The sequence below is a fragment of the Streptomyces sp. NPDC005551 genome (assembly GCF_042871785.1).
GTDB lineage: Bacteria > Actinomycetota > Actinomycetes > Streptomycetales > Streptomycetaceae > Streptomyces.
The window spans coordinates 241579-258336 of the sequence record NZ_JBIAJE010000008.1; the positions used below are offsets into that span (position 1 = coordinate 241579).

General features: G+C 66.1%; 18 protein-coding genes. 1 reads left to right on the forward strand and 17 read right to left on the reverse strand.

The genetic code is table 11. From position 1 onward, the window contains the following. Position 1: 1 nt before the first annotated feature. Together rplC and rpsJ are read right to left on the reverse strand one after the other, a co-directional pair. On the reverse strand, positions 2-646 hold the full coding sequence (gene rplC, locus ACFYP4_RS24180) for a 50S ribosomal protein L3 (RefSeq protein ID WP_355782961.1): 645 nt from the start codon (positions 644-646) through the stop codon (positions 2-4). Between the two features lie 17 nt (positions 647-663). Then, a complete protein-coding gene (gene rpsJ, locus ACFYP4_RS24185; RefSeq protein WP_003948644.1) occupies positions 664-972 on the reverse strand; it encodes a 30S ribosomal protein S10 in 309 nt (102 codons plus the stop codon). Between the two features lie 547 nt (positions 973-1519). On the opposite strand from rpsJ, the gene ACFYP4_RS24190 reads away from it, so the two are divergent. Beyond that, the gene (locus ACFYP4_RS24190) at positions 1520-1807 is read left to right on the forward strand and encodes a YrhB domain-containing protein (RefSeq protein ID WP_358852956.1); all 288 of its coding nucleotides are present in this window, start codon (positions 1520-1522) and stop codon (positions 1805-1807) included. A gap of 169 nt (positions 1808-1976) precedes the next feature. On the opposite strand, the gene ACFYP4_RS24195 is transcribed toward ACFYP4_RS24190, so the two are convergent. The 15 genes from ACFYP4_RS24195 to rpsL form a co-directional block, all read right to left on the reverse strand. Continuing rightward, entirely contained in the window at positions 1977-2327 is a 351-nt protein-coding gene (locus ACFYP4_RS24195) for a DUF4333 domain-containing protein (RefSeq protein WP_388787925.1), read from the reverse strand. Between the two features lie 175 nt (positions 2328-2502). After that, positions 2503-3015: a hypothetical protein gene (locus ACFYP4_RS24200; protein WP_388787928.1), complete on the reverse strand. Its 513-nt coding sequence runs from the start codon at positions 3013-3015 to the stop codon at positions 2503-2505. Positions 3016-3070: 55 nt separating this feature from the next. Continuing rightward, positions 3071-3568 carry a hypothetical protein gene (locus ACFYP4_RS24205; RefSeq protein ID WP_358852959.1) on the reverse strand — a complete coding sequence of 166 codons (498 nt, stop codon included), beginning with the start codon at positions 3566-3568 and terminating at the stop codon, positions 3071-3073. 61 nt (positions 3569-3629) lie between these two features. After that, positions 3630-4964, reverse strand: coding sequence for a hypothetical protein (locus tag ACFYP4_RS24210; protein WP_388787931.1), 1335 nt, complete (start codon positions 4962-4964; stop codon positions 3630-3632). Positions 4965-4974: 10 nt separating this feature from the next. After that, positions 4975-5445, reverse strand: coding sequence for a hypothetical protein (locus tag ACFYP4_RS24215; RefSeq protein WP_388787934.1), 471 nt, complete (start codon positions 5443-5445; stop codon positions 4975-4977). A gap of 106 nt (positions 5446-5551) precedes the next feature. Beyond that, positions 5552-6742 (reverse strand): type VII secretion-associated serine protease mycosin, encoded by a 1191-nt coding sequence (gene mycP, locus ACFYP4_RS24220; protein ID WP_358852962.1) that lies wholly within the window; start codon positions 6740-6742, stop codon positions 5552-5554. A gap of 68 nt (positions 6743-6810) precedes the next feature. Continuing rightward, the gene (locus ACFYP4_RS24225) at positions 6811-8394 is read right to left on the reverse strand and encodes a translation initiation factor IF-2 (RefSeq protein ID WP_388787937.1); all 1584 of its coding nucleotides are present in this window, start codon (positions 8392-8394) and stop codon (positions 6811-6813) included. Further along, positions 8394-8924, reverse strand: a complete 531-nt coding sequence (locus ACFYP4_RS24230) for a hypothetical protein (RefSeq protein WP_388787940.1) — start codon at positions 8922-8924, stop codon at positions 8394-8396. Before ACFYP4_RS24230 ends, ACFYP4_RS24225 begins: the two co-directional genes overlap by 1 nt. A gap of 249 nt (positions 8925-9173) precedes the next feature. Further along, positions 9174-9704, reverse strand: coding sequence for a hypothetical protein (locus tag ACFYP4_RS24235; RefSeq protein ID WP_388787942.1), 531 nt, complete (start codon positions 9702-9704; stop codon positions 9174-9176). Between the two features lie 41 nt (positions 9705-9745). Continuing rightward, on the reverse strand, positions 9746-11557 hold the full coding sequence (locus tag ACFYP4_RS24240) for an alpha/beta hydrolase (protein WP_388787945.1): 1812 nt from the start codon (positions 11555-11557) through the stop codon (positions 9746-9748). Positions 11558-11576: 19 nt separating this feature from the next. Next, positions 11577-12014 carry a hypothetical protein gene (locus ACFYP4_RS24245; protein ID WP_388787947.1) on the reverse strand — a complete coding sequence of 146 codons (438 nt, stop codon included), beginning with the start codon at positions 12012-12014 and terminating at the stop codon, positions 11577-11579. A 308-nt stretch (positions 12015-12322) separates the two neighbouring features. Continuing rightward, positions 12323-13516 (reverse strand): elongation factor Tu, encoded by a 1194-nt coding sequence (gene tuf / locus ACFYP4_RS24250; RefSeq protein WP_358852968.1) that lies wholly within the window; start codon positions 13514-13516, stop codon positions 12323-12325. Between the two features lie 144 nt (positions 13517-13660). Continuing rightward, on the reverse strand, positions 13661-15787 hold the full coding sequence (gene fusA / locus ACFYP4_RS24255) for an elongation factor G (RefSeq protein WP_358852969.1): 2127 nt from the start codon (positions 15785-15787) through the stop codon (positions 13661-13663). A gap of 39 nt (positions 15788-15826) precedes the next feature. Then, positions 15827-16297: a 30S ribosomal protein S7 gene (rpsG, locus tag ACFYP4_RS24260; RefSeq protein WP_003974303.1), complete on the reverse strand. Its 471-nt coding sequence runs from the start codon at positions 16295-16297 to the stop codon at positions 15827-15829. A 2-nt stretch (positions 16298-16299) separates the two neighbouring features. After that, positions 16300-16671, reverse strand: coding sequence for a 30S ribosomal protein S12 (gene rpsL, locus ACFYP4_RS24265; protein ID WP_003948652.1), 372 nt, complete (start codon positions 16669-16671; stop codon positions 16300-16302). Positions 16672-16758 lie beyond the last annotated feature (87 nt).

Below are 16758 nucleotides of genomic sequence, written 5' to 3' on the forward strand. Positions count from 1 at the left end.
CTCAGGCCCCCTTGGCCGCGGTGCGGACCAGGACGAGGCCGCCGTTCGGACCAGGAACCGCGCCCTTGATAAGGAGCAGGCCCTTCTCCGCGTCAACGGCGTGAACGGTCAGGTTCTGGGTGGTGACCCGCTCGTTGCCCATGCGACCCGCCATGCGGAGGCCCTTGAACACACGGCCCGGGGTGGCACAGCCACCGATGGAGCCGGGAGAGCGGTGCTTGCGCTGGGTGCCGTGACCGGCGCCGAGGCCCTTGAAGTTGTGACGCTTCATGACACCGGCGAAGCCCTTGCCCTTGCTCTTGCCGGTCACGTCCACCTTGACGCCGGCCTCGAAGGTCTCGGCGGTGATCTCCTGGCCGAGGGTGTACTCGCTGGCGTCAGCGGTACGGATCTCGACGAGGTGACGACGGGGGGTGACGTCGGCCTTGGCGAAGTGACCCTTGAGGGGCTTGTTCACCTTGCGCGGGTCGATCTCGCCGAAGGCGATCTGGACCGACTCGTAGCCGTCGGTGTCATTGGTGCGGACCTGGGTGACGACGTTCGGGCCGGCCTTGACGACGGTGACCGGAACAACACGGTTGTTCTCGTCCCACACCTGCGTCATGCCGAGCTTCTCGCCCAGGATGCCCTTGATCTGCTTAGCCATCTTCAGATCACCGGCCTTCAGAGCTTGATCTCGATGTCGACACCGGCCGGGAGGTCGAGTCGCATCAGAGAGTCAACGGTCTTGGGGGTCGGGTCGAGGATGTCGATCAGGCGCTTGTGCGTGCGCATCTCGAAGTGCTCGCGCGAGTCCTTGTACTTGTGCGGCGACTTGATGACGCAGTACACGTTCTTCTCAGTGGGCAGCGGCACCGGGCCCGCGACCGACGCACCAGTACGCGTCACCGTCTCGACGATCTTCTTCGCCGAGCTGTCGATGACCTCGTGGTCGTAGGCCTTGAGCCGGATGCGGATCTTCTGTCCCGCCATGGCTACTCAGTAGTCCTTTGTCTCGAATAAACGCTCTGGAACCCGGGAGGTTCGCGTCCTACCTCCGACCCACGCGGTCGGGCGTGTCGCGTCCTCGCTGACAAAGATCTCCACGAATGGAATTCCCTGCCGAGGGACGCGGCCCAAGGACCGCAGGACCGGGGGCTGAACACCCACCGGGCGCCTGGCCGGCACCCCGCTGACACTTCCCGGAAGATTCCCGTACGTCCGCTCCAGCGCTGCCTCACGGCAGTTGGAGCGACGAGTACTGTGGGACTCGCTTCCGGTCCTCCCGGCGGGAGGCGCGCAGCATCGGCACTCGACCGAGCAACCCCGCTAGTCTGCCATACGGGGCATGTCGCTGGCCAATCGAGCCGAGGACTTTACCCCGAAGGTGACGCAGGTCAAACCCTGAGGGCTTGACCCCTGCCGCGCCGACCCTGAGGCACCCCCACCGAGTGACGAGCCTCACGTCGCCTTGGGTGACGTGGACGCGGGGGCCGCAGCCTCACCCGACCCGCATCGCATCGCATGGGAGCGCCCTACCGTGACCGAGAAGGAAGCGCTGGCTGCGGCCACCACGTTCTTGACGCGCCTCGCGTACCCGGACAGGCCGGACTCCGTGATGGTCCTCCCGGAGACGGGGATCGAATTCGCGTACGGCTGGACCGTTCGCTTCGATTTCAAGGAGCACATCGAGACGAAGGACCCCGCACACGCCCCCTTCACCTCGGTCGTCGTCGTACCGCACGACGGAACCGCAGTCCACTTCGCACCGACGTTCCCCGCGGTAGCGGAGTACATGGCACGCCGGGCCGCAGGCACCTGGCCCTGAACGAGGCCAAGGACGCGAGCCTGCCCAGTCGGCCGAACGGTAGCGCCGGCTCACGGGAGTGACCCGAGTTCGACCGCTCGGACGGCGGCCGCTGGTCGACCCCCGTGGCACAGGGTCCGTTCGACTTGGGCGTCGATCACCTGCAGAACGCGGTGCGAAAGCACGACGGTCAGCGGGGCGCCGGGGACGCCGTCTTGTCGGCCTCGATGTCGAACTTGATCTGCTCGTCCTTCACGGACGTGACCGTGACCGTCACACCCAGGGTGCTGCCGTCGCCCGCGGTGAGGGTGCACCGGGTCGTGGTGCCGACCTTGCCGGCCAGGTCCTCGGGACAAACTACGTCCGGCTTCGGCTGCCCGGTCGTCGCGGCGAGCTGCCTGGCGACCTCGTCGGACAGCTTGCCGGAGGACAACTCCGGCTCGGCCCCCACGTCGACCGAGGCTGAACAGCCGACGAGCAGCAGACCCACGGCTGCGGCGGAGAGGCTCAGGAGCGCGGTGGAGGAGCGACCTAGGGTCATGGTGACGTCCATTTCAGTAATCAGGTGGGTCGAAAAACGCGGCAGCTTACTGGGCTGCACTCGACGCGTTCTTCGAGTTGTTCCGCGAGCTCAGCGGCAGCGGTGCATGGCCTGTGAGTCTTGCCTGCCTCGTCCCCATCCGAGTTCACCCGCCAACGGCTGGGTTCTCGGTACCTCAGAGTTGTCCGAAGACCACTCCGCGCCAAGTCCAACCCGACTCGAGAGTGGCGTCACGCAGAGGATTACGCAGCTCTGCACCGTCGAAGCGGAAAGTCTCCGTGGCCTCAAGGCGCCCATTGCTCCCGCGTTCGATCGTCCAGTGTCGAGAGACGGTCCTGTCCTGCCCACGCGAGTGCTCCTGCGAGATCACGAGCCGCGGCGGGTTCCCGACTCGGGTGACTTCCCACTGCTCCTCAAGAGCACGCACCTCATGGTCTTCAGGCACCAGCCGCATCCGGATCCGCACCGCACGAGTCAGCTGGGACTCGATGAAAAGGGTCTGCCATGCGGGTTCCGCCATCCGCCACTCCGCCACCAGGTCAGCGTCCTCTGCAGCGCCGTCGCGGATGACAAACGGCACATCAGGGCGGTTGAGATCAAGCAGAGCTGCGCGCATCCCTTCGGGCGGGGCTGGTGCGACGCCGCCCTCCGGGCGCCTGGTTCCGGTCAGCTTGTCGAAAAGTCCCATGGGACCAACCTAAGGGGTGGGATTTCGTTTGCCACAAGGGCACTTGAGGCCGGAGTCAGGCTGATGAGGCCGTGTCGGGTCGCACTGTGCGCACGAAATCCCGGAAGTCCTCCAGCACGGTGGTGTGTTGCGAGGCAGTCGACGTCAGGACCAGACGGATCACCGACCGACGACGATGATCATCGGCATCCAACATGGAGAGGTAGACCTGCGACTGGACGAGGTCTCGACACGTTCTGTCGGCAACTACCGAGAGTGCGAGTGTCTGTGTCAGGCCGGGCGCGTCAGCAGTTCCGACCTCGCGCCGCTCGACTACTTGCACCGAAGCCGTGCCCTGCCGCAAGCGCTGCACGGACTCGTCGGCAATAGCGGAGAGCGGCGCCATGTCAGGACGGTATTCGCCATCGATCGTGATGTTTGCGGTGAAGCCGGCATCAGGGTGCCGAAACGACGCGACGAATGCCGCACCTGGCGCCCCGGCTTCATCCGGGGGTTCTGCACGCCAGCCATCCGGCAGCTCGAACTTGATCGGTACGGGTAGGTTCGTGGGCATCTCAGACCCTCCTCTACAAGGTCATTGCACGTAAGGCCATAAAAACCTGTGGGTTCCTGGATCAGAAGATGCTGGTGATTCCGTCACCAACTGCGCCTGCCGCATCGCCAAGAGCGTCAGCCGCGTCACCCACGGTGTCGGCAACCTTCCCCGGGTCAACCGTGAACTCGAAGCCCACGGCGCCACCGAGGGCAGGGGAAACGCCCACTTTGGTGCCAACGTGCCAAGTGCCATTGGCGTCCTTGTTGCAATCCAAGCTCGCCTCTGCGCCAGGACCAGCCCATCCCTCCAGCGTGGCACCCGCGCCGATACCCCCTACGTCCGCCCCCAGAGAGCCACCCGCTTTGGCCCCGGCGAACGCCTCGGCGCCGAGCTGCAAGCCCTCTAGGCCCGCCCCGGCATGTGCGCCGGCTTCGGCACCCGCCATCGATTCCGCCCGTCCGTACACCCCTACTGGACCGAGGTCGGCGCGCCCATTCGCCGACGCTTCACCGCCCAAGAAACCAGTGCCCTCACCTTGGATACCCTCATTGGTGAATGTTCCAGCCCCGGAGACTTTGGCACCCGCATAGGCTTCGGCTCCTCCGGAGAGTTTCATCGGACCATTGGTCAACGAGCCCTCAGCGCTCGCCCGGCCCAGGTCGGCATGTGCCTCTGCCTCGGCCAGCTTGCCGGCACCGATGTCGGGACCAGTAGCCGATTTATCGACGTCCGGACCGGAGGCCTCGCTCTTACCTTCGGACACCCATCCGTCCTTCTTGGCACTCGATCGGGGCTCCGGCTTCCCCGCCTTGGCTAAGTCGCCTTCGGCATGAGCATTGAATCCGCCGAACCCGATACCGTCCCCGGAGGCATCGACCGTCGCCCGTGCCAGTGCCCGCTTCACACTTTGGTCGGCGGCGTCAACGGCCCTGACCGCCTTGGCGATCTCGTCGGTCCAACCCTGCGCCTTCACCCGGGCATCGGACAGCAGTTTGGGATAGTCCGGATCGTGGTGGAGCGCGTACCGCTCTTGCTCGGAGAGGTTGTCGTAGCCGACATAGGTCGCCTTACCGGAGCTGTCGACCTTGTAGTCCTTCTCCTCGGCATCACGCACCAAGTCCTTGACCGCCTTCTGCAAGCGGGTCAGTTCGGCGTGTCCGTCCGTGAGGAGACTGGCGATCGCCACTGCCTCGGCCTTGGCCGCTGCATATTCGGCAACCGTGGCGGAGGCACTCTGCTGCTGCGCCCCGTAGGCGAGGCCTTGCCAGTTCCCGTTACCGAGCGCGGCCTGGACATGCTTCTCGTAGTCCGTCTTCAACTCTCCGAAGCGCTGGCCCATCTTCTTCCACGCCTCGGATACGTCCGACAGGGTAGAGAGGTCGGCCGTCATCACGTCGTGATAGTTCAACGCCATGACTGCCCCGTCACATCCCGTCGAGACTGCTGGGAAGACGCACCGACGCAGCTTGCGCGCCGACACCGGTGTCCTGGTTCTGGAAGAGGTTCTTCGTGCCATGCAAGGCGTTCAGTTCCTGCTGCAAGCGTCCTACCAGTCGCTTCGCGTGACCTTCCCACGCGGTCAGCGCGTCTGAGACGCCTTGGTCCGAGGCCCATCCGGAGAGCCCTTTGAGTCCGGTCTCCCTCTTTATCAGAGGGCTGGCGGGAGCGGTCGGCGTGACGAAGGGCGGTCGCACGGATCCGCCGCCGTCTGCTAAACGGGCGGCCGCCTGGGTCTCAGGCATCAGGTGTTCTTCCATGTACTTCGCGGCGCGCTTCTTGTCGCTCGGCGAAGTGGCGAGTGTCTGCTCGCCACCAGGTCCGGTTCCCACAAGCAACCCCCCGTTGCAATCCACGTCCTCGTCCGCTTCACGCCCAACCGGCCGACTGCGGAACATCGTTGGGCACCCTATCGGTCGCGCCTGCTCCTTGCTGCCGCACCTCTGTACTTGGCTCCCTCGCGCTACTGAGATCGACTGAACCGAGGGGTCTCGTCCACAACAACTAGGCGGTGCGCCGGCGACGTTTGCTTATGATCATTGCTCCAAAGATCGCCACCACCAGCAGGACGGCCGCCGTCCCCAGCCCGATCCAGAGGGTGGTATTGCCGTCGTCTACGGAGGTTGCAGCGATGTTTTCGGCCTTCGCAGAGAGGTCAGAGTTGCCTGCAGCGGGCGCTCTCCCGGTGGGGGACGCCGAGGCCGCGGCGGCCAGGTCCGGGAGCGGGTAGACGTCCGGGGGGCCCGGGTCGCCCGGGTTCTGCAGGGCGACCCGTGGACGGACGATCCCGTACCCGATGGAGTCGTTGCGCTCGGCGCCGTCCGTGGGACCACCGAGGGTGTTCAGCAGGACCCGCAGGACCTGGTTGTTGGTCCAAGCCGGGTGCGCGGCCCAGATGAGGGCGGCACTGGCGGAGGCGAGGGCGGTGGCGTCGCTGGTGCCGTTCGTCTTGCAGAGGCCGGTCTTGCCGCCGCAGGCATGGACCATCCCCTCGCCCGGAGCGGCGAGGTCCACTTGAGGGCCGTACTGGGACCAGGCGGCGCGCCGGAGATTCCTGCCGACAGCGGCCACGCCGACGACCCCGGGCGTGGCGGCCGGATAGTCGACGTGCCGCGCCTTGTCGGCGTCGTTTCCCACCGCGGCGAACACCAACGCCCCCTTGTTCAGCGCGTGTTCGACTGCACCTGTCAGCTCTGGAGTGCTGATCCCGCCACTCATGGAGACGTTGATGACCTTGGCGCCTGAGTCAGCCGCGTAGCGGATGCCCTTGCCGAAGTACGTGGACACGGCGAACGGGCTCACGTCGTCGGCGTCAGGCATCCGCACCGGAAGGATGTCCGCCCCGGGGGCGAGCCCGAACGCGCCCTCGCCGCCTCCGTAGGCGCCCGTGCCGGCGATCAGGCCGGCCATGCCCGTGCCATGACCGTCGTAGTCCGTGTGCTCGTCGCCCGCCCGGCTCGTCGGCGCGAAGTCCTTGCCGTCCAGGACCCGCCCCTTCAGATCCGGGTTCTCCGGATCGACTCCGGTGTCGATGACGGCGACCGTGACGCCCCTGCCGGTGCTCGACCGCCACATCTGTTCGGCTCGCATGGCGTCCAGATGCCACTGCTGCGCACGGGTGGAGTCCGTCGAGTCGGCGTGGGCCTGAGCGGGCGCGCTCACGGCCAGCATCACCGCGACGGAGGTCGAGGCCACGGCTGTCCGAAGACTCCCGTAACACCTGGTGCCGGCGGACATGTGCATCCCTCTCGTCTCTCTGCCGCTCAGTCGGCGTTCGGGTGTTCGCGCCGGGGCGCGGAGGGCCGTTCCCGCTGTGCAGCAGGGCCGGTCGTCGTGCAGCCGCCAGGACGGGCACGGGAGCTGTCCCTCGCTCCGGCGCGGATGGGAGTACCTCCCGAGATGCCGCCGCGCGTCGGCGCGGACGGTACCGGAGTGCCGGGCGGGGTCGGTGGACGGCCGTTCCGCTGGGCCGTACCGCCCACGATGCCGTCGCGAGGAGTGGGTCCGATGCCTCTGGCGGGCCCGGCAGAACGGGCCCCCTGGCGCATCGCCCCCGTGGCCGCACCACGTGCCGTGGAACCGCCCCCGGCGGCTGTGCCGCTGCCGACGGTCGTTCCTGGCGGCACCCGGCCCACCGGGCCGCCGGCGGTGGGACTCGCGGTCGGGCGGCCACCGGTGATCGCCGGTGACGACGGGACCGCACGGCCCGTCACCGGTCCGCGTCCGGGTACGAGACCGTTCCGGCCGGCGGACGCACCGGAGCCCGGAATACCGCGCCCGACGATCTGCCCGGTTCCCACGGCTCCGCGACCTGACGCGGAAGGGGCGCCGGCTCCCTGCCCGGGCGGGGAGGACACCCGACCTGCTACCACGGGCCGGCCAGGGCCGCGGGACACGATGGGCGTGACGGCCGTACCGCCGGCCGACGGGGCGAAGCCACTCACGGGGGCCGACACCGAGGCATCCGCACGACCGGACGAAGGCGCTGCGCCCGCGCCGGTCGCCGACAGTTCACGCAGGTCCGGAAGCGCGGCCACGGACTCGATACCGACCCGCGTGCCGGCTTCGGTGTCGGAGAGGGACGGTAGGTGAAAAGCCCCGTCGTACGAGGCCGACCCGCTGGACGCACGCATCGAAACCGCGTCGCGTCCGCGCTCTTCGCTCACGCCGCCTGCTCCGCCCAGGCCCGGTCCGCTCTCGACGACGACGCTGGAGGGCGTGTCCCCCGGACGGGCGAGGTCGGTGCCCTGGTCCGCGGTCCCCCGCGGCACGATCGCGGTGGGCGGCGGAGGAAACCGGGGCCTCTCCAACCCCTCCATCTGCGACGCCGACAGCCGGTACGCCTGGCCCAGCTTCGTCATCTCCGCGGCGGCCTCCTGGCGGACCTTCTCCTCGGCCGCTTCGAGCGCCGCCAGTTCCCGGAGGGACTTCGCACCGATCGACGCCGCGTCCGGATCGTTCGGCGTCGACGTCGCCGCGTCCAGGTTGACCCGCGCGGCCGCCCTGTCGCGAGGGATCGACGCCTGGGCCCTGGCGATCGCGCCGGACGCCTCCCCCAGCCACTTCGCCGCACCGTCGCTGAAGTCGCCGAGCCGCAGGGTCGCGTTCGCGAGGTCGCCGCTCCAGGTGCGGAAGGCGTCCGCGCCCTCGCCCTTCCACTCCACCCACTGGGGGCGGATCTTGAGTTCCTCCGCGATCGAGCGGATCTCCCGCGCGGCCGCGGTCAGACGGTCCGCGGCGGCCTGTACCGTGCCGGCGTTCGCCTGGTCGAGCCACTGGAGCATCTGCTCGTGGCTCATGCCGTCGAACGACGTGCCGGCGCCGGTCCCCTTGCCGTCGCCGCCCATCAGATCGTGCCTCCCGCGTCGCCCTCGGCAGGCGCCGGCTCCGCCTTCGGCGCGGCACCCGCGTGCCCGTGCCGCCTCGCGGCCTCGGGGTCGTAACTCCCGCCGTAGTGCTCGGTGGTCTCCACGCTGATCTGCCGCATCCGGTCGCGCACGTCCAGGTCGATGTTCTGGTAGCCCTTGTGTGAGGCGAGGACCGCGATGTTCATGCCCTCCATGGAGTCGGACAGCAGCCTGGACAGCTTCTCCAGCTCGTCGATCACCGTCTCGTACGAGGTGAACAGCCCGGACGCCTCGGCCCAGGCGCCGTCCCCACCGCCCAACTGACGGCGTACGAGCCGCGCCCGGCCCACCTCGCCAGGTCCGGCCGGGGAGCCTTTCAGGTCGCGGATGAGATCGTCGACGCGCTTCTGGAACTTCGTGAACGAGGACAGCTCCGTGGCGACGTCGGCGGCGGCATCCCGAGCCGCGTCGAACACGTCGGCGTACCACGGCGAAGCCGCGGCCCCCGTCCCGCCCTCACTCGTCAACACGCCGTACCTCTCCCCCGCAACGCCCGCACGCCCGACCCTCACTCGCCGGCAACTCTAGCCACCAGCAGTGACACTGCATGCTCGACCTGTCACAAGCAGCAATCACAACCGGGCCCACTTCACCCAACACCCCGCGCCGGGACCACGCATGAGTGCCCGTACTCAGATCCAGCCTCCGCACTGAGACGGCTCCGGGATGAGCATGAGCCCCGCGCCGGGAAGGGACACCGCCAGCCTGCGGTCGAACCGTCAGAAACGCTCGACTTCCTGACCCTCGGGCACCTTGTAGCAACCGGAGATGACGTCCAGCGTCAGCATCGGCGGGTCATCCTTGGCCATGGCGATGACCTTAACGCTGACCTTCTTCGCGTCATTGTCAGCCGTTAGGCTGATGTTCTTGTTCTTGCTGGTGTCCGGTCCGTAGTGAACAACCTTCCAACCGTTCTTCGGCAGCTCCACCTTGAGCCGCTTCATCGCCACTTCGAGATCACCTTCCGTAGCGGGGGTGAAACTCCAGGGATGGAGAATCCGGAAATAAGTGCCGGCGTCCTTGCCTCCACAGTCCGTGACGGTGGGTCGACTGTCAGATGCCTTCCCTGCGATACCGATGAGGTCATAGATGCTGCTGGATACCCTTTCCATCGAGTCCGAAGCGTCTCGTGAAGTGCTTGTGCCAGCAGACGGAATGGCCTGGGTGTCGTCGTCAGTCATGCTGCATCCGGTGAGAGTGATGAGGGCGAGAGGGACAGTGAGCATCAGAGCGCTCAGTTCGGTCTTCACGTCAGGAGCCTTACTTCCTCGACTGAATGGCAGATAGCGACCTATTTCACGTGAGCCCACGGGTCGGGCGCCGGCTTCAGCGGTACGTCATCGCCCTTTCCGACGACGACCAGCGCCTGATTCAGCAAACTCGTCGAGTCTCCGTTCTCGCCGGTGTCCCAGTATCCGCTGTGCCCATCGGTGTCAGTAGTCATTTGATTGGCGCCGAATTCTGGATCACTGGGGATGATGAAGTAGTCTCCGCTGAGACGCCCCCAGCGACCGATGTCCGGAACCGCGTCTCCGTCGGCTTCTTCGTTCCAGACATGTCCCGCGGGGACGTCCAGCTCGTCAGCACCAGACACCCGGACACCCGGGCTTCCGGCGAAGACGATGTCGTCCGCCCTGAGATTCCCCGTCTCGGCTGCGGCCCCGACAAGCGTCGTCCCGTATGAGTGCGCAATGACAGTGGTGTGCGCTGGCGTGTCGCCTGCGTGAGATGCGCCGAGCCCACCCATGAAATCCCGGAAGACCGGCGCACCGTCATACGCATAGTGCTTGAACGGCGCATCCTTGACAATCTCGTCTGGTGCGTCGTAGCCGAGCCAGGTGATCGTCGAAACGCTTTGGCCGCCGGCTTTTGCGTCGGCCGAGTGCCAGACGTTGACCATTCGGTTGACGTTACCTTCGATACTCGCCAGGTCCGACGTCGTACCCGGAACATAGACCGCTGTGTGATCTGCAGTGTCCGGATTTCCGTTGGCTACGATCGCCCGACCATCCCCGTCGGTGCTGAATCCGAGCAGATACGCCTCGGGAAGCCCGTTCTTGCCGGTCTGATCAAACCTCTTCTGAATGCTTTCCATTCCCTTGAGGTTGTTGGTGAGCCGGTCGTACCTGTCTCCGTACTTGTTGTGCCACTCCGTCCACTCGTCCGTGTGCACCTTGGACGCATACCCCCCGGCGCTGATAAAGGTCCACTCGTTCATCGGGGGTTTGGGAATCGAGTTCAGCTCCATCTGCATCCTGCCGCGCGTCTCGTCGAGAACTATGCGATTGGCCTCGTCACGGGCGACAGCGGGCAACCCGTCGAGCGCACCAACAGAGTCCGGGCGCATGGAGATCCATGCCGCCTGCTCCTCCGCGCTGAGACCTTTCCACCATTGCGCGTTGTCCTTCGGACTGCCGTCTTTGGGGGGTTGCGGAAGGGAGTCGAGGTACTTTTTGCCTGCGTCCTTGACCGCGCTCGTGTCCGAGGATGCATCGGCCCAGTCGCTGTCGGAGACGGTCAGGTCGTCGTCTGCCTTCAGCGCGCGGAGCTTAGGGGCCCACTTTTCGTCGGCTTCCGTCGCCTCCTTGAGCGCGGCGGCGATCTGGTCGGCGTAGTCCTGAGCGAGGCGGTGGTGGGGGTTGGGATCCACGTTGGCCGCCTGCCGGCCGACAGCTGCGGCCGTGCCGTCCGTCAGCCCGCTCACCGTTCCGCCGGCCGGGGTCTTGCCATCGGCGTCCTTCTCCCCGCCCGCCGGGTAACTGACCGAGGCGTCAGCGTTGACGGTGAGATTCGCCGCCCGCGCCCCCTCCAGTGCCGCATCGAGCTTCGCCTTGGCCGCTCCCACTTCGTACGAGAATGCTTCGAGCGCGGAGCCGACCAGCCCGCATTCGACCTGCACGTAGTGAAAGTTCTTGCTGAGCTCCGTGAGCTGCTTGATCGCCGCGGTGGCGGCCTCCCCTTCGAGGGATTCCCGCATGGCGACGACAATCTGATGGTCGATGCGGTCTTTCGCCGCGCTCGCCATGTCGGACGTACTGCGGTAACCGTCGGCCGCTTCCGTGTACTCGGTGGGCCTGAGGGCCTTGAGCGTTGCGAGGTCCATGACGACTCGTTCCCCCCCGTCAGCCCTTGCCGCCGACAGCCGGGGTGTCGGCGTACTCGACCTTCAGATTGCCGATCTCGGCCTGGATCGACTCATCGCTCTTCAGTTGCTCGTTGCCGGCCTTCACGAACAGTCCCGAGAGCTTGCCGCATCGGCTACTCACGTTCTTGACGTACGTCTCCCAAGAAGCGTGAACCTCGGCCTGTGCGGCTGCAGTCAGACAGCCGGTGTCCTTGTCCATCCCTTGCTGGCCGTCCGACAGCTTCCCCTTCGCCTTGTCGATGTCGTCCCGCAACAGGCCGACGTCCCGACCGGCCTTGGACCAGACGGGTTTGTTCGACACGAGCGTTCCGCCCGCGCTGCCGCCCGGGTCAAGCGGAACATGGTTCAGCTGCATCTGTGCCGCGCGCTGCTCCGATGCAGCGCTCTTGAGCTGCTCCCATTCTTCCCACGCCATGCGTATCCCCGTTGTCACTGCGGACGCTCTGCATCCGGTACCTGTTTTGACACAATTGGCATGTACCGTATCTCGTCACGTCGACGAGGGTGTCTCCGGCCGACGGCAAGGCGGCAAACTCGCCTCACCGGGACGCCGTCCACGGATCATCCCTCCCCCACCCAACACCGCCCACACCACCCCGCACATGAGCCCCCGTACTCAGATCGCCTAAACGCAAAGAGGCCCGCACGACCGAAGTCGTGCGGGCCCCTTCAGGAGCTCAGGGAAGAGCTACCAGGCGTTCAAGCCCAACAGGCAAGCGATGCTTACTTGTTGATCTTGGTGACCTGGCCGGCGCCGACGGTCCGGCCACCCTCACGGATGGCGAACTTGAGGCCCTCCTCCATGGCGACGGGCTGGATGAGTTCGACCTTCATCTCAGTGTTGTCGCCCGGCATGACCATCTCCGTGCCCTCGGGGAGGGTCACAACACCGGTCACGTCAGTCGTACGGAAGTAGAACTGCGGACGGTAGTTGTTGAAGAACGGCGTGTGGCGGCCACCCTCGTCCTTGGACAGGATGTAGGCCTGCGCCTCGAACTCGGTGTGCGGGGTGACCGAGCCCGGCTTGATGATGACCTGGCCGCGCTCGACGTCCTCGCGCTTGATGCCACGGAGGAGCAGACCGACGTTCTCACCGGCCTGGCCCTCGTCGAGCAGCTTGCGGAACATCTCGATGCCCGTGACCGTGGTGGTGGTCTTGTCCTGCTTGATGCCCACGATGTCAACGGTCTCGTTGACCTTGAGGACACCACGCTCGATACGGCCGGTGACGACCGTACCGCGACCGGTGATCGTGAAGACGTCCTCGATCGGCATGAGGAACGGCTTGTCGACGTCACGCTCGGGCTGCGGGATGTTCTCGTCGACGGCCTTCATCAGGTCGAGGACGGACTGGCCCCACTCCTTGTCGCCCTCGAGGGCCTTGAGCGCCGAGACCTTGACGACCGGAAGGTCGTCGCCCGGGAACTCGTACTCGGAGAGGAGCTCACGAACCTCGAGCTCGACGAGCTCCAGGATCTCCTCGTCGTCCACCATGTCGGCCTTGTTCAGGGCGACGACGATGTAGGGAACGCCGACCTGGCGGGCCAGGAGCACGTGCTCCTTGGTCTGCGGCATCGGGCCGTCGGTGGCGGCGACCACGAGGATGGCGCCGTCCATCTGCGCCGCACCCGTGATCATGTTCTTGATGTAGTCCGCGTGACCGGGGCAGTCGACGTGGGCGTAGTGACGCGTCTCGGTCTGGTACTCGACGTGCGCGATGGAGATGGTGATACCGCGCTGGCGCTCCTCAGGAGCCTTGTCGATCTGGTCGAAGGCCGAGGCCTCGTTCAGGTCCGGGTACGCGTCGTGCAGCACCTTGGTAATGGCGGCCGTGAGGGTCGTCTTACCGTGGTCAATGTGACCGATGGTGCCGATGTTGACGTGCGGCTTAGTCCGCTCGAACTTTGCCTTCGCCACTGAATCCTCCTGCGGAGTGGTTCTGGTACGCCTTACTCATCGGCGCCAGGTGATCTTTGCTGGGATGCCGCCCGCCGGGGTTCTCCCTTACCGGGGTGATCCCCGACGGTCGGTGTCAAGCCTAAAGCGTGCAAACGGGGTGCGTTACTCGCCCTTGGCCTTCGCGATGATCTCCTCGGCGACGTTCCGGGGAACCTCGGCGTAGGAGTCGAACTGCATCGAGTAGCTTGCGCGACCCGAGGTCTTGCTGCGGAGGTCGCCGACATAGCCGAACATCTCCGAAAGGGGCACGAGGCCCTTCACGACGCGCGCACCGGCACGCTCCTCCATGGCCTGAATCTGGCCACGGCGGGAGTTGATGTCGCCGATGACCTCACCCATGTAGTCCTCGGGCGTGGTGACCTCGACGGCCATCATCGGCTCGAGCAGCACGGGGCTGGCCTTGCGCGCGGCCTCCTTGAAGGCCTGCGAGCCGGCGATCTTGAACGCGAGCTCCGAGGAGTCGACCTCGTGGTAGGCACCGTCGAGAAGCGTGACGCGGACGCCCGTCATCTCGTACCCGGCGAGGATGCCGAACTGCATGGCCTCCTGCGCACCGGCGTCGACCGAAGGGATGTACTCCTTCGGGATACGACCACCGGTCACCTTGTTCACGAACTCGTACGAGGCGTCGCCGCCCTCGATGGGCTCGATCGCGATCTGCACCTTGGCGAACTGACCGGTACCACCGGTCTGCTTCTTGTGGGTGTAGTCCACACGCTCGACGGCCTTGCGGATCGTCTCACGGTAGGCGACCTGCGGCTTACCAACGTTGGCCTCGACCTTGAACTCACGGCGCATACGGTCGACCAGCACCTCGAGGTGCAGCTCGCCCATACCGCCGATGATGGTCTGGCCGGTCTCCTCGTCCGAGTGGACCTGGAAGGAGGGGTCCTCCTCCGCGAGACGCTGGATGGCGACACCCAGCTTCTCCTGGTCACCCTTGGACTTGGGCTCGATGGCGACCTGAATGACCGGCGCCGGGAAGTCCATGGACTCCAGGATGACCGGGTTCTTGTCGTCCGAGAGCGTCTCACCGGTGGTGGTCTGCTTCAGGCCCATGACGGCGACGATGTCGCCGGCGCCCACCGACTCGATCTCCTCACGCTTGTTCGCGTGCATGCGGTAGATCTTGCCGATGCGCTCCTTCTTGCCCTTGACGGAGTTCAGCACGGCGGTGCCGGACTCCAGGCGGCCCGAGTACACCCGGACGAAGGTGAGCTTGCCCAGGTGCGGGTCGCTCATGATCTTGAAAGCGAGGGCGGACAGCGGCTCGTCCTCGGACGGCTTGCGCTTGACGACCAGCTCCGGGTCCTTCACGTCGTGGCCCTCGATGGCCTCGACGTCCAGGGGAGTCGGCAGGTAGCGCACGACCGCGTCGAGCAGGGGCTGAACGCCCTTGTTCTTGAACGCGGTGCCACAGAACACCGGAGTGACGGTGACGCCGTCACCCTTGCCGGACGCGATGGTGATGCGACGGATCGCGGCGTACAGCTGCTCCTCGGTGGGCTCCTGGCCCTCCAGGAACAGCTCCATGATCTCGTCGTCGTTCTCCGCGACGGTCTCGACCAGCTTGCCGCGGTACTCCTCGGCAGCCTCGGCGTGCGTGGCGGGGATGTCGACGACGTCGTACATCTCGCCCTTCGCCGCCTCGGCGGACCACACGAGCGCCTTCATGCGGACCAGGTCCACAACGCCCTTGAAGTCCATCTCGGCACCGATCGGCAGCTGCATGATGATCGGAACGGCACCGAGCCGGTCCTTGATCATGTCCACACAGCGGTGGAACTCGGCGCCGGTACGGTCCAGCTTGTTCACGAAGCAGATACGCGGCACACCGTAACGGTCGGCCTGACGCCACACCGTCTCGGACTGCGGCTCGACACCCGCGACACCGTCGAACACCGTGACGGCACCGTCGAGGACGCGCAGCGAGCGCTCGACCTCGACCGTGAAGTCGACGTGCCCCGGGGTGTCGATGATGTTGATCGTGTAGTCGTTGTCCTCGAGCGGCCAGTGACAGGTGGTCGCAGCAGAGGTGATCGTGATGCCACGCTCCTGCTCCTGCTCCATCCAGTCCATGGTGGCAGCGCCGTCGTGGACCTCACCGATCTTGTAGCTGACGCCGGTGTAGAAGAGGATCCGCTCGGTGGTGGTCGTCTTGCCCGCGTCGATGTGGGCCATGATCCCGATGTTGCGGACCTTGGCCAGGTCAAGTGAAGTGGTAGCCATAAGGCTTCAGTCTTCTCTCGGTCTCGATGTGGGTTGCGACTACCAGCGGTAGTGCGCGAAGGCCTTGTTGGACTCGGCCATCTTGTGGGTGTCCTCGCGCTTCTTCACAGCGGCACCAAGGCCGTTGGAGGCGTCGAGAAGCTCGTTGAGCAGACGCTCGGTCATGGTCTTCTCGCGACGGGCGCGGGAGTAACCGACCAGCCAGCGCAGCGCGAGCGTGTTGGCGCGACCGGGCTTGACCTCGATCGGGACCTGGTACGTCGCACCGCCGACACGGCGGGACTTGACCTCGAGGGTCGGCTTGATGTTCTCAAGAGCGCGCTTCAGCGTGATGACCGGGTCGTTGCCGGTCTTCTCGCGCAGGCCCTCCATGGCGCCGTACACGATGCGCTCGGCGGTGGAGCGCTTGCCGTTCAGCAGCACCTTGTTGATCAGGGAGGTGACAAGAGGAGAACCGTAGACCGGGTCGATGATGACCGGGCGCTTCGGGGCGGGGCCCTTACGAGGCATTCTTACTTCTCCTTCTTGGCGCCGTAGCGGCTGCGGGCCTGCTTGCGGTTCTTGACACCCTGGGTGTCGAGCGAGCCGCGGATGATCTTGTAACGAACACCAGGCAGGTCCTTCACACGGCCGCCGCGCACGAGCACGATGGAGTGCTCCTGCAGGTTGTGTCCCTCACCCGGAATGTAAGCGGTGACCTCGATCCCGCTGGTCAGACGCACACGCGCGACCTTACGCAGGGCCGAGTTCGGCTTCTTCGGGGTGGTCGTGAACACACGCGTGCAGACGCCGCGACGCTGGGGCGAACCCTCGAGTGCGGGCGTCTTGTTCTTCTCGACCTTGTCCTGCCGGCCCTTCCGGACCAGCTGCTGGATCGTAGGCACTACTTCTCCGGTTTCTGTGTGCCGAATGGTGAAGCTAACCTGGAACGCCACCGACCCACGCGGTCGGGTGTGTCGAATACTGCAGAC